This window comes from Bacillus sp. LQ16, from assembly GCF_057784645.1.
This window is the reverse complement of sequence record NZ_CM173491.1, coordinates 1,079,484-1,093,161: the sequence shown is the minus strand read 5'-3', so window position 1 is coordinate 1,093,161 and position 13,678 is coordinate 1,079,484. Positions and strand designations below refer to the sequence as shown.

At 36.6% G+C, this 13,678-nt stretch carries 15 protein-coding genes; 1 reads left to right on the top strand and 14 read right to left on the bottom strand.

Annotated features, from left to right (window positions below; genetic code table 11):
• Positions 1-4: 4 nt before the first annotated feature.
• Positions 5-538, bottom strand: a complete 534-nt coding sequence (locus tag AC3EMB_RS05525) for a sigma-70 family RNA polymerase sigma factor (protein WP_488517559.1) — start codon at positions 536-538, stop codon at positions 5-7.
• A 613-nt stretch (positions 539-1,151) separates the two neighbouring features.
• Here AC3EMB_RS05525 and AC3EMB_RS05520 point away from each other — a divergent pair.
• Complete coding sequence (locus AC3EMB_RS05520) at positions 1,152-1,316, top strand: hypothetical protein (RefSeq protein ID WP_000561154.1); 165 nt, start codon at positions 1,152-1,154, stop codon at positions 1,314-1,316.
• 441 nt (positions 1,317-1,757) lie between these two features.
• Here the strand turns inward: AC3EMB_RS05520 and AC3EMB_RS05515 are convergent, their stop codons facing one another.
• From AC3EMB_RS05515 to AC3EMB_RS05455, 13 genes are all read right to left on the bottom strand, one after another.
• Positions 1,758-2,534 carry a VanZ family protein gene (locus tag AC3EMB_RS05515; RefSeq protein WP_016082602.1) on the bottom strand — a complete coding sequence of 259 codons (777 nt, stop codon included), beginning with the start codon at positions 2,532-2,534 and terminating at the stop codon, positions 1,758-1,760.
• Positions 2,527-2,859, bottom strand: coding sequence for a PadR family transcriptional regulator (locus AC3EMB_RS05510; protein WP_000356630.1), 333 nt, complete (start codon positions 2,857-2,859; stop codon positions 2,527-2,529). The genes AC3EMB_RS05515 and AC3EMB_RS05510 overlap by 8 nt, the downstream gene beginning before the upstream one ends.
• A gap of 121 nt (positions 2,860-2,980) precedes the next feature.
• Positions 2,981-4,663 (bottom strand): aerobic glycerol-3-phosphate dehydrogenase, encoded by a 1,683-nt coding sequence (glpD, locus tag AC3EMB_RS05505; protein WP_029442064.1) that lies wholly within the window; start codon positions 4,661-4,663, stop codon positions 2,981-2,983.
• Positions 4,664-4,796: 133 nt separating this feature from the next.
• Entirely contained in the window at positions 4,797-6,287 is a 1,491-nt protein-coding gene (gene glpK, locus AC3EMB_RS05500) for a glycerol kinase GlpK (protein WP_063546700.1), read from the bottom strand.
• Positions 6,288-6,300: 13 nt separating this feature from the next.
• Positions 6,301-7,122 (bottom strand): glycerol uptake facilitator protein GlpF, encoded by an 822-nt coding sequence (glpF, locus tag AC3EMB_RS05495; RefSeq protein ID WP_001272200.1) that lies wholly within the window; start codon positions 7,120-7,122, stop codon positions 6,301-6,303.
• A gap of 227 nt (positions 7,123-7,349) precedes the next feature.
• Positions 7,350-7,910, bottom strand: coding sequence for a glycerol uptake operon antiterminator GlpP (gene glpP, locus AC3EMB_RS05490; protein WP_000394286.1), 561 nt, complete (start codon positions 7,908-7,910; stop codon positions 7,350-7,352).
• A 97-nt stretch (positions 7,911-8,007) separates the two neighbouring features.
• Positions 8,008-8,457 carry a helix-turn-helix domain-containing protein gene (locus AC3EMB_RS05485; RefSeq protein WP_488517558.1) on the bottom strand — a complete coding sequence of 150 codons (450 nt, stop codon included), beginning with the start codon at positions 8,455-8,457 and terminating at the stop codon, positions 8,008-8,010.
• 383 nt (positions 8,458-8,840) lie between these two features.
• On the bottom strand, positions 8,841-10,037 hold the full coding sequence (locus AC3EMB_RS05480) for an oxalate decarboxylase family bicupin (protein WP_488517557.1): 1,197 nt from the start codon (positions 10,035-10,037) through the stop codon (positions 8,841-8,843).
• Positions 10,038-10,376: 339 nt separating this feature from the next.
• Positions 10,377-10,607 (bottom strand): hypothetical protein, encoded by a 231-nt coding sequence (locus AC3EMB_RS05475; protein WP_001093032.1) that lies wholly within the window; start codon positions 10,605-10,607, stop codon positions 10,377-10,379.
• 215 nt (positions 10,608-10,822) lie between these two features.
• A complete protein-coding gene (locus AC3EMB_RS05470; protein WP_000449223.1) occupies positions 10,823-11,023 on the bottom strand; it encodes a sporulation YhaL family protein in 201 nt (66 codons plus the stop codon).
• A 78-nt stretch (positions 11,024-11,101) separates the two neighbouring features.
• Entirely contained in the window at positions 11,102-11,974 is an 873-nt protein-coding gene (locus AC3EMB_RS05465; protein WP_070179910.1) for an alpha/beta fold hydrolase, read from the bottom strand.
• A 241-nt stretch (positions 11,975-12,215) separates the two neighbouring features.
• The gene (locus AC3EMB_RS05460) at positions 12,216-12,464 is read right to left on the bottom strand and encodes a hypothetical protein (RefSeq protein WP_098126494.1); all 249 of its coding nucleotides are present in this window, start codon (positions 12,462-12,464) and stop codon (positions 12,216-12,218) included.
• Positions 12,464-13,552 carry a response regulator aspartate phosphatase gene (locus tag AC3EMB_RS05455; protein ID WP_095691291.1) on the bottom strand — a complete coding sequence of 363 codons (1,089 nt, stop codon included), beginning with the start codon at positions 13,550-13,552 and terminating at the stop codon, positions 12,464-12,466. The genes AC3EMB_RS05460 and AC3EMB_RS05455 overlap by 1 nt, the downstream gene beginning before the upstream one ends.
• Positions 13,553-13,678 lie beyond the last annotated feature (126 nt).

The following is a 13,678-nucleotide window of genomic DNA, read 5'->3' as shown; positions in this document are numbered from 1 at the left end:
TTGATTATTCCTCCAATCCTTTCTTCAAAAGCTCCTTCGCTTTTTTCAGTCTCGTTTTTATCGTGTTTTCCTTCACTTCTATTACCGTAGCAACCTCTTTAATTGATAATTCCTCATAATAAAATAGATAAATCACTTCTCGATATTTTATCGGTAAACTCATTACTGCAGAAGCCAGTTCACGATCCTCCGCATTTTGAATGACAGTTTGTTCCACACTTTCTTTTTGACTCTCCATATACGTAAAGTCATCCTCTGTCACGATAACTTTTTTGTTATACCAACTTTTTAAATAGTCCTTACAATGATTGATTGCAATTCTCCATAACCATGTTTTCAAATTCGAATTCCCTTTATATGTATGAAGAGATTTATAGCATTTCACAAATATATCTTGCGTTAAATCCTCCGCAACCTCTTTATTATTCACATACGAATACACAAGCTGCAGGACTTCTTGTCCATACTTGTTCATTATTTCGTCGATAAGGTCCTCCTTATCTTCTATTTCAAACGCTTCTATCGTTAATTCACCCACATCATTTCCTCCTTCCCATATATTAGACGACGCACTGTATGGAAAAGTTTTATAAATGTATAAAAAAATACGATTGGCAATCACATTTTTTATAAAGCACTTCCTCAGTAAATTACATATAATAAACCGAATAGTCGTTACAATGCATTCACCTAAAGAGCGTCTTTCTCCCAAGGCGCTCCTTAAGTTTACAATAAGGATTTTGTCTTAGTTTTATATCATCAAGATTCCCCTCATCGCTAAATTAAAAAGAGAACCGATTTAATCGAGTCCTCCTTCTTTCTAACGCTCACTTAAAAAATCTAATATATCATGGCCATACAAAGATGAATCGATAATATCAAAACTAATATATTCTTCATACAAGTGTAGTATTTAAACTTCTATACATAACGCAATTGCATGAAAACCTTAACTTGTAGGAAACTCATAAACAGGTTATATATGATAAACCACAATTTACACAACCACCATTTAAAACTAGAGCTTTTTATCCATATGTCTTGTTCCCTATTTTAAAACATAATACAATTAAAATGTAACTTAATAAGCTATAACTAGTAGGTGTGGCAATCATCTCTTCCATTTTGAAAAAAAGGGGGGAGGTGATAATATGATCGCGATGTTTGTAATTAAATTAGTGTATGGTATCCTAACCGGAGCTGGCGTTGTCATCGGTAGAAGATACGTCGGTCCATGGCTAATTTCTGTATACAAAAAAGCGAGAACCACCCTGCTTCGTGGAAAAGGTAAGGGCGGTTCTCGGCTAAAACGTTAATGTAATTGTCTTATAACCGCACCTACTACCACCACAATAGCAAGTTAGGTTACAAAGGCAGAAGTTTCTCAGGCTTCTGTCTTTTTTATTTTATGCAAAATTCACACTAAATACTCTATCATCATTGTAACACATTTTATTTATTTTTAGTCAAGAGAAAAAATCACCTAAAGGCTCCCCTTCAGGTGGTTCTCTATTTTACGCTAACGCAGCTGCCTGCTCTTGTTGATCTAGACTTTTTCTAGTTCAGCTGTGCCGCTCTCATCATTTATAGCACCAATAAAGACGGATTATGGCCCCGCTTCATAACAGTAGGATTAAACAAGGAACAACACCTATTACGAATATAAAAAATCCTCTCACTACATAGTACCTATGTTTTCAGCGATACTCTATTACCATCAAATTAAATTTGTATAATTTAAACTACAGAATAGCGAGCTAATTTTCAAATATCTTCTTTCGCATAACCCTAAATTTATTATCCATTTGCATTATGATTATAAATAAAAGATATCCTACCGACGCACCGAGCATATTTATAGCAATCCGCCACACATCAAAAACATCAGACAAAGTTAGTAAATGTAATATCTCCCAAACAAGAAAGGTCATAACATACCACTTACGAGCTTTCTTATAGTTAGTCACTTTATTAATCAGCACTGGAACGAAAAATCCGAATGGAACTACTAATATTATATGTTGTAAAACGCTTAACCAATAAGTTGAGTTTCCCCAAGGACCTGGATGTGCAATAAAATCTTTAACTTGCCAAAGTGTTATTCCAAAAAGTTGTAATAACGTTTCTAAATCAGATATATGTAAAAATTGCTGCCAAAATTCAATGGGATGATAGACAGTCCCACCACCTGTTAAACTGCGAACAGAGTCAAATGTAGAAGTTGAAATAAACGTTCCTAAAAAGACAATAAAACAAATGATTATATAAGGAATACATAAAACTTTTGATAACACCTTTAATGGCCTAGGAACTTCGTATACCGATTTATTAATCTCTACGCCAATAACTTTTGATTCTCCAAAACTTTGAATCGCTTTATAAATCGCTTCTTTTTCATTCATACCTTGTTCCATATATTCTTCTTTCAAGCTGTTCAAGTGATCATACATTTCTAGAAATAACTCATCCTGTTCAATATCACTAAGTTCTGAATAGGCTAAAATAGACTTAATATACTCATCAAATTCACTCATAAATAACTCCTTTCTGACAAGCTTGAATTAATGCTGTTACACTTTCCCAAGAGTTCACTTTCTTCTGCAATTCTTTTTTCCCTTTATCTGTAATAGTATAGAATTTCCTTTTCATCCCATTCTCAGATTCATTCCAATAAGATTCAAGAAACTCCTTTTTCTCTAATCTCTTTAAAGCAGGATACAAAGTTCCCTGTCCCATACTATACAAATCTTCACTTGCATCCTTTAAACTTTGAGCTATTTCGTATCCGTATGTATCACGTTTTGCAATGATAGAAAGCAATAAAATATCTATACTTCCCTTCAAGATTTCTTTATCCAACAATACCACCACCTTATATACATCGTATAACAACATATGTCGTTACGCAATATAGTTAGAAGAATATTCCATAAAAAAAGAAAAAACCACCTAAAGACTTCCCTTCAGGTGGTTCTCTATTTTATGCTAACGCAGCTGCCTGTTCTTGTTGATCTACAGGAATTACAGCGTCTGTTAATGCTTTTTCTAGTTCAGCTGTATATTTCATTTGTTCTTCTTTGCTCCAGCCTAGTTTCGCAGCCATATAGTTGATTACTGCTTCTTTCCACTCGTATACCCAGTGGATGTTGAAGAATACAGCGCCTCTGCGGCGTACGAAGAAGTCAACTGGTTTTGCTGTCATTTCGTAATCCATTGCGTATACAAGCGGGATTAGAACGTCAAGCGGCATGTTGTATTCTTTCGCTTCTTCTTTATGTTTTTTCGCTAAGTCGAACAGTACATCAACGTTAGAGCCGTAGAATTTCGCGAACTCTTCTGCTTGTACTTTCGTTAAACCAGATTTCGTACCTTCGTCTGCTTTTTTCGCAACGAATGCTGGGAATCCGTGTGAACCATCTACATGCCCACCAGAGATCGGCATATGTTTCGTGTCGCTCTTCGGATATGCGCTATGACCTTCTTTTTGTAGTAAGTTCGTTACGTAATCTACTACCATTTCAGCCATTTTACGGTATCCTGTTAATTTACCACCTGCGATTGTAATTAAACCAGATTCAGAAGTCCAAATTTCATCTTTACGAGAAATTTCAGATGCATTCTTACCTTCTTCATAAATTAACGGACGTACACCAGCCCAGCTTGATTCAATGTCTTTCTCTGTAATTTTCACGCTTGGGAACATGTAGTTAATCGCATTAATGATATATGTGCGATCTTCTGTTGTCATTTGTGGTACAGCTGCGTCTTTATCATAGAACGTATCCGTTGTACCTACGTATGTTTTTCCGCCGCGAGGAATCGCGAACACCATACGTTTATCTGGTGTATCGAAGTAAATTGCTTGCCCGAGTGGGAAACGTTTTTGATCAATTACTAAGTGAACACCTTTTGATAACTGAAGTACTTTTCCTTTTTTCGAGTTATCTTTTTCACGAAGTGTATCTACCCAAGGACCAGCTGCGTTTACAATTTTCTTACCGTAAACTTCATATACTTCACCGTCTAGTAAATCGATTACACGTACACCGCATACTTTTCCATCTTTATATAAGAAACTGTCTACTTTTGCGTAGTTAACAGCTTTCGCACCATGCTCAATCGCTTCTTTCATTACTTCAATTGTAAGACGCGCATCATCTGTACGATATTCTACGTAGTAACCGCCGCCTTTTAATCCTTCTTTTTTCACAAGAGGCTCTTTATTTAATGTTTCTTCACGGTTAAACATCTTTCTGCGCTCGCTTCGTTTTACACCTGCTAAGAAGTCGTATACACGAAGACCAATTGATGTACTAAATGATCCGAACGTACCGCCTGTATGGAACGGAAGTAACATCCACTCTGGTGTTGTTACATGGGGACCGTTCTCATATACGATCGCACGCTCTTTACCCACCTCTGCTACCATTTTCACTTCAAGTTGTTTTAAATAACGTAGACCACCGTGTACAAGCTTCGTTGAACGACTTGATGTACCTGCTGCAAAGTCCTGCATTTCAAACACAATTGTTGATAACCCGCGTGTTGCTCCATCTAATGCAATACCAGAACCAGTAATACCTCCACCAATTACGATCACATCTAACTCTTGTTTATTTACTCCGTTTAATACGTCTTTACGTTGTTTACTTGAAAATTTCATGGTAATTCCTCCCTTTGATAACGAAAAAAGAGACCACAAACTCCGCTATAGATTTCGCCTCTATAGCGCGTTGTGGTCTCTCCAAATCTCCTACCGAATTATTAACTTGTCACCATTATAACACTGTTTATGATTATTTGAAAGCTTTTGTTGCTTCAATTGCTTTTTTCCATCCAGCATATAGCTCTTCGCTTGTTTCCGCTTCCATAGTTGGTTCAAAGCGTTTGTCCATATGCCACTGTGATTTAATTTCATCTTGGTTTTTCCAATATCCAACCGCAAGACCAGCTAAGTATGCTGCACCTAAAGCTGTCGTTTCGTTGATCACTGGACGCTCTACAGGAACATCTAAAATATCACTTTGGAACTTCATTAAGAAGTTATTTTTAACTGCTCCGCCATCAACGCGTAATGTTTTCAGTTTAATACCTGAATCTGCTTCCATTGCGCATAATACATCTTTCGTTTGGTAAGCTAAAGATTCTAGCGTTGCACGAATGAAATGCTCTTTCGTCGTACCGCGTGTTACACCAAACATAGCGCCGCGTACTTCACTATCCCAATAAGGTGTTCCTAGTCCAACGAATGCTGGTACAACGTATACACCGTCAGTTGATTCAACGCGAGAGGCATATACTTCACTCTCACTTGCATCTTTAAACATGCGCATTCCGTCACGTAACCACTGAATCGCAGAACCTGCTACGAAAATACTTCCTTCTAATGCGTAGTTCACTTTACCATCTATTCCCCATGCAATTGTTGTTAATAGACCGTGCTCAGAAGCTACTGCTTTTTCACCTGTGTTCATTAACATAAAGCAACCAGTTCCGTAAGTGTTCTTCGCCATACCTTCACCGAAACAAGCTTGTCCAAATAAAGCTGCTTGTTGGTCACCAGCTACACCTGCAATCGGTACATTTTGACCGAAGAAGTGGTAATCAATTGTTTCTCCATATATTTCAGATGATGGACGTACTTCTGGAAGCATACTCTTTGGTACTGTTAACATGTCTAGAAGCTCATCATCCCACTGTAAGTCGTGAATGTTAAACATTAACGTACGTGATGCGTTTGAGTAATCTGTTACGTGTGCTTTACCACCAGATAGTTTCCATACAAGCCATGAATCAATTGTTCCGAATAATAGATCCCCGTTTTCTGCTTTCTCTCTTGCACCTTCAACGTTATCTAAAATCCACTTTACTTTCGTTCCAGAGAAGTATGCATCAATTAAAAGACCTGTTTTTTCGCGAACCATTTCGCTATAACCTTTTTCTTTTAACTCATCACAAATTTCAGCTGTTTGGCGAGATTGCCATACGATTGCGTTGTAAATTGGTTTACTAGTTGTTTTATCCCATACAACCGTTGTTTCACGTTGGTTCGTAATACCGATACCAGCGATTTGTTCTGGTTTTACATCTGCTTCGCTTAAGCAAGTTGCGATAACTGCTAAAATAGATCCCCAAATTTCTTGTGCATTATGCTCTACCCAGCCCGGCTTTGGAAAATGTTGTGTAAACTCTTTTTGAGCTGAATGAACAATTTCACCTTTTTTATTGAATAAAATTGCACGTGAGCTTGTTGTTCCTTGGTCTAATGAAAGAATATATTTTTTCATATCGGTTTCCCCCTTATGCTACTTTTCTACTATTTGTATTGCTTCCGCTTTTTTTACTTGTCATATAAGAGATTGCTAGTACAATCACAGTTGCGATAATCACATAAATAAGTGCTGAATTTTGTTTTCCTTCAAATACAACTTGATGGAATAAACCTGCAAGTGATCCACCTAAAATTGGACCTACTACTGGAATCCATGCATACTTCCAGTTTGAACCGCCTTTTCCTGCAATCGGAAGGAAGAAGTGTGCGATACGCGGACCTAAATCACGTGCTGGGTTAATTGCGTATCCTGTTGTCCCACCTAATGATAAACCAATACTTACAATTAAGAAACCTACGATAAATGGATTTAATCCATCTGCAAATTTATTTGCACCAATTGCTAATATACCAAATACTAAAACGAATGTTCCAATCATTTCACTTAAAAGGTTTGCAAATGTGTTCGGAATTGCTGGACCTGTTGCAAATACGCCTAACTTTGTTCCTGGATCTTCTGTTTCTTTCCAGTGTGGTAAGTAATGTAAATATACGATAACTGCCCCGATAATTGCCCCAATCATTTGTGCTACGATATAACCTGGTACGTCACTCCATGGGAACGCTCCCTTAAATGCTAGTCCTATCGTTAAAGCTGGATTCAAATGTGCCCCACTAATTGATCCAACCGCATACGCTGCAACCGCTACTGCTAAGCCCCAGCCCATTGTAATAACAATCCAACCAGAATCTTTCGCAAACGACTTCTTTAAACTTACACCAGCACAAACGCCGCCACCAAGTACGATTAACAACGCAGTCCCTATTAACTCTCCTAAAAATGCTGACATAGTATCCCTCCACAATCAATTTAAACGCTTCCAAATGTGATAGAGGTAAAATGAATGGCCATTCGTTTTTGTAAAAAGAAAAAGACCCACAGCTTGCACGCTTCTATATAAATTTATATAGAAACAATGAAATGTGGATCTCTACTTTTCTCCGTCACGTTTATTAACTTGTCTATAATGTTAACCTCTTATGAAAGCGGTGTCAACAGAATTTTTTCACATTTTCGTCACTTTTTTTGGTAATGTTTCCATAGTTCGCGTTTTGACGTCGTAATCGCTGTCGCACCAGCGTTTAAAGCTCTTTCCACATCTTCTACAGTACGAATAAAACCACCTGCTAAAATCGGTACACCTGTACGCTCTTTCACTTCAGCGATAATATCCGTCATTGCTCCTGGAAGCACCTCAATATAATCCGGTTTTGTCTTATCTAAAAGATTGCAGCTCTTCTCCATCGCACTCGAATCGATTAAAAAGATGCGTTGTATTGCCACAACACCTTTTTGCTTCGCCTTCATAATAACGCTCGCCTTTGTCGAAAGTAACCCGTACGGTCTAAACTCCTGACATAAATATTCCGTCGCATGCCCATCACTCTGCAAACCATGAATTAAATCCACATGTAAAAACACCTTTTTACAATATTGCTTCGCAAGCGATATAACACTCTTCAATTGACCGACATGAATATCTAAAATAACGATATATTCATACGAACTATGTAATAGCTTTTCCAAATCTTTAATTTGCCTCACTGCCGGCAAAATCTTCTGTTCATGAAATTCCATTCTAAATGTCCCCTTCTTTATGTCATCCTATCCTTTATAGTACACAATTTAAGTGAAAAGAACAGCCAGTGTTGGGGATTTCTTTCAAATCTTTCCTCTATTTATATATTTTCTTCAACTTATCGGAACCTATACCACCTATAATCATGAATACAAGGGGCAAAAGATTCATTACATATGGCGCATCTGCTACAATTGTAATACTTGCTCCAGCAAACTTATTTAGCATCCACACAACGATTTTGATAAGAAACAAAAATACTCCTATCATAAATAGACTATCAAAAAACACCTTCCATTTTGGATACGCCAATTGCTTACTATCTTCAATTATTTTCTGCGTCAATTCTTCATCACTCCTTAGCAGTTCATCAATTGTAATACCGAACAGATCACTTAAATGAATAATAATTTCAATGCTCGGATAGTTCTTTCCCGTCTCCCATTTCGAAACAGATTGCCTGCTCACATGAAGTTTTTCAGCCAAATCATTTTGCGACCAATTTCTTTTTTCCCTTTCTTCTTTTAAACGCTCACTAAAAATCATACTGTGTTTATCACCTCTCTATGCCCATTATGTTCAAATAAATGATGAAGAGTAAAGCGAGTTATTGTTGCATTTCCTGCACAACTTATACGTTACAGCTTATAATGGCGCTCTTTTATATGTATTTTCCCTATACTATGCTCCAATAATAATTTCCCGAACAATAATACAAGGGACGGATACTAATAAAGTGAAACTTTAATCAGCCCTCACTAATCGGGCTTTTACGGACAGCCCGCGCCCCACCTAACTTCTTTGATTCCGCTGAATTTTGAGGTGGGTCTTACTGCCCGGCAAATAGCGGGATAAAGACTAGATTAGGTATAAAAAATACGCCATCCCTTCTTATCAGTCTCCAGAAAGAATAACGCAAATTTTCATTTTTACTCATCATTTTTCGGACTATATGAAAACCCCGGATATTTCACAACAGGCAATTTCTCTTTACGCAGAGAATCCATTACTTGCGGCCCAACATGTATATTACTCTCCACTATTTCTTTAGGAGTCAGTGCCATCCATTGATTTAACGATACATCTTCAAAACGATTGCTTCTGAACATCTCTAAAAACCATAATGTTTCGTCACCTGTATTTTGGATATAATGCCCCGTCGCAAATGGTACATATCCGACATCACCAGCTCTATAATCAAATGTTCGAGCTGTACCATTTCCAAGAAACACCGTCATTCTCGCTTGCCCGGTAAGATAATATTGCCATTCATCATTATTCGGGTGCCAATGAAGTTCTCTCATTCCACCAGGCTCAACCTCAACGAGCGCTGCTGCGATCGTTTTTGAAATAGGGAAATTTGTAGAATCTACAATTCGAACGCTACCACCAGGCGTCTTAATCGGCTTTTGTTTTAACAATTCATGTTTAAATGTTAAAGGAACTTCTCCTTTCGGTGATTGAACTTCCTGACTTTCAAGCGAACCTGGTACCTCTCCCTGATAAATATACACTTGCTCTGAAGGAATGGAATGAAAAGCACTTTCCGGCACTCCGAAGTTAGCCGATAGCACTTCTTTCGGCGTATGTGCAAACCAATCAGAAATAGCTAAAGTAGATAAATCTGAAAAATGCCCATCATCGAAAACGAGTAGAAATTCACAATGTTCCAATCCTTGAATGGAATGCGGAATACCAGGTGGAAAATACCAAAGATCACCTGGTCCAACATCAGCAATAAAATTCCGTCCATTTTGATCAACAGCCGTTATGCGTGCCCGTCCTAAAAGCATATACGCCCATTCTGCTTCTTTATGCCAATGTAGTTCTCGTACTCCACCGGCCGTTAAACTCATATTTACTCCGGCAATCGTCGTCGAAACCGGTAGTTCCCGAGCAGTAATCTCCCGAGACCACCCGCCTTGTTTCAAAATCATAGAAGTGTCCGAGAATGAAAACTTCAAGTTAGGAACTAACCCTGCATCCGTTATAGGCGGAACAAGCATATTCGGATTTTGAATATCCCGCATAACATTACGAGGTCCATAATCAATCGCACCTGCTCCGTCGCTGCGGATTGGTTGTGGCACATTCCTTCCTGCTTCATTAACAGTACGTTTCTTCATGATTACACTCCTTTTTCATCCGGTTATGAAGTAAAAATCCTCCATCATAGTGTATGAATTGGGCTTTAGATGGTTACTTTTACTATAGATTCGGCAATTTTCGCTCTAACAGTCTACTACCCATTACTATTTAAAACAGAAGATGGACAACAAAGACTTTAAGTAAAAAAAGTCTTTCCTTTGTCATACTGATTACACCCTTTTTTAGAGGGCCAATATTAACACTCTCTTTTTAAAATTCCATATCAAAATCCCTTATATTATTAACAGCGACAAAAAGGAATACCATTCTATCCAAATAGAACAGCATTCCTTTTTATAAACAGTATTTAAAAATTATTATTTAAGGTATTTCCCCAAATCATCTAAGTTTCTCGTATGATTTAGAATGATTACATACTCAACTTCAACTTCTGTTACTACCATTTCTAGTACTTGATGGACTTCAATATAATCATTTTCATATTCTTTTGCCGAAGATACAATCTCTTCTAAGGTTCTTACAAATGTTTCAGCACTCCAGTCTTTTGTTGACAACGCCACATAGGTTTGAAATTTTTTTGTATTCATGTTAGTTCTTATCTCCTCCAACAACAATAAAACTATATATTTAATATTTTAAATATAAAATACCCTCAAGCAAATATCAATTTTTTCATTTAATAAGTCTTCAATTTTAAAATGACAGCTAACAAACGAAACCTATACTTTTCTCTTATACAAATATTTAACATAATAAAAAAGAAGAGAAATACAATATATTTCTCTTCTTTAAACGTAATCTATTAAAGCAATACCGAATCTTTATCACTATCCTGATTACGTTTCTCGCGCTCTTCTTCTAAGCGCTTCATATACACTTCGCCTTCTTTTTCAATAAACTCATTATCCATATCTTGCTCTTTTTTCGAAGTATATAAAACCATGTAGCCACTTAGTACAATCCCGACAATCACAAGATACACCCACCATGGTAAAGTTTCCAAATCACTTCATTCCTTTCCTTAGACAAGCCTTATTAGTTTCACTCTATGAGGAAAGAAGTGGATTTATACCTAAAAATTTTATTGTGGATGCTTCGCGAAAAATGCTTGTACATATTCCATAAACTCAATTGGTTCCTGACGAAACGGTGCGTGGTATCCTTTTTCAATAATATGAAACGTACTATTCGCAAATAACCCATGATACAGTTCACCATTTTTCCAAGAAACACTCTTATCATGTCGTCCCCATATAATTAAAGTCGGTACCTTAATTTTATCAGCTTCCATCGCAATGCGGCGCTCTCTCATTTTCGTAAGCTGATCATAATGCTCTTTATCATCACGGCTATTTTTTACTTCATTTTTATTATACTTCGTAATCTCAGTTACAGTTTGTAAGTCCGTCGATAGCGGTGGTACTTCATAACTTTCTTTTTGCTGGAAAGACTCTATCCCTGTAGCATCCGCCAAGATGAGATGCGTCACTGCATCCGGATATAAATACGCTAAATTAAGGGACATCTCTCCGCCCATTGAATGGCCGAGCACCGCAAACTGATCGTATCCGAGCTTCTTCATTAACTTATAATATAAATTCACTTGCGCAGGAAACGAATACTGAAAATCAACCGGCTTAGAAGAACGCCCAAACCCTAAAATATCAACCGCAATAATCGTATGGTCTCGCGCTAGTTCCGGATAAATATCACTAAACCCATCAGAAGAACCACCAAACCCATGCAGCATAAGTAAAGGAGGTTTCCCCTCACCAATTTGTTTAAAATAAATCGTCTGCCCATCAATTTGCGCCATACTCTCTTTCGTATTCAGCTTCATCATAACAGTATCTTTCACTTCTCCAACCTTCGCAATCGGCTTATCGACGAAATTACAAACAATTAACAAAACGAGCACAATACCGCTAATCATATAAAACTTAAACCGTTTCAAAGTTCCCGTCTCCTTTCTCTTGTTGCTATTTAAAAGTTTTTACATTTTTTGGTTATTTTATGTTCTCTTTTTAATTGTAACTGAAATGGTTACAATTATACTAAAAAAATATAACTCATTTCTATTACTAATGGTTATTCTGTAACTATTATAGTTACATATTTAAAGTAAGTCAATTCTTTTCTCTACATGGCCTGAAAATAGAAAAAGGGACTTCATGTTGAAGTCCCGTTCTTTGTTATTATAGTTGACTTACTCCGCCGCCGTCGCCTCTATTATCTGCTGGTGCTCCGCCTGTTTCGCCAATGTTAACGTAGTCTGGTCTTGCTGGTGCTCCACCCGTGTCTCCCTTATTAAAGCTAACATATTTTAGTCTTGCCGGTGCTCCGCCTGTGTCTCCCTTATTAAGAGCAATAGTATTAAAATCGTGGGAACCTAAAACTGAAAAAGTAAATGCAAATCCAATTAATGCTAATACAATTTTTTTCATTATTTTAACGCCCCTTTTGCCACCTGTTTTTTCCTTGATTCATTACTCATGCGATAATATTTACTAGCCTTTTCATGATTGTTTATATTATAAAATTGATCTGCTAAGCGTTCTGTATATTCCTGAATACAGTCAAACAATTCTTCTCTTTCAAAGTAAGAAACTCCCGCTATAACAGCCTCCTCTAATGCATCAACATTTGTATTCATTACATTTAAAACCATGAATCGGTATTGATATTCTTGATTCTTCAACTGATTACAAATATGTAATCCTTTACTTATTATGACACTAGCTTTTTCAAATTCATTTATTTTTAAATATTCATCAGCTTCCAAGTACAGTGCTCTAAAATGATTAGGGGCTTTCTTTGTTACTTCGGATAAATGCCGAATTGCTAATTCTGATAAATTCTGATTTGCATATAGCAACCCTAAGTTATTTCTAACCATTAAAATATATTTTTCATGGTCAATTTGTTGAAAAATATTTAGTGAATGATTAAATATCTCCTCCGCTAACTCAAATTGATTTAAATCAACATAGCATAACCCCAATATATTCTCACATAAAGCCAAATTAATCTCATATCCTGGTTGCTTCGTAAAATCTTCTTTTGCCTTTTTCAAGTAATCAATCGCATTGATTTGTTGATAAGAATGATAATAGAAATTCCCCATCCGATAATGAAACTCCGCATGTTCTATCGGATCGGCAATATATTTCAATAACTTCTCAGCTTGCTCATACTGTTCTTTCGCTTCGTTATAATTTGAAATTAATGTGCAATGAAACCCTTTAAAAAAGTGATAGTAATAAGCTAGAAAACCTTCTATTGGAATTTCGAAAGATTCCACTTTATCAAAACTATCTTCTCTAACCCCAATCCAATCAACTAATGCATCATATCTAAAATTCAACAACGCATGATAAAGCAATACATCCTGATCCACATCCAACCCACTAATCTTACTTTCAATCTCCTCTTTCATTTCCGTAGCCTTCTCTATATTTTGCTGCAACATTACACGATACCAATCATCTAAAGAATGTTTCATTTGCTCCCTTGTTACTACATCTGCTCCCATACACTCGCATCCCCTTTTCTCCAAAATTACAAAATTAGGATTTTTATACAATTATCAAAATTGTATATTACCACTCCTTTTCTATGTATTGAAAAATAATTATCAGAAAATTTAATATTTTAATTA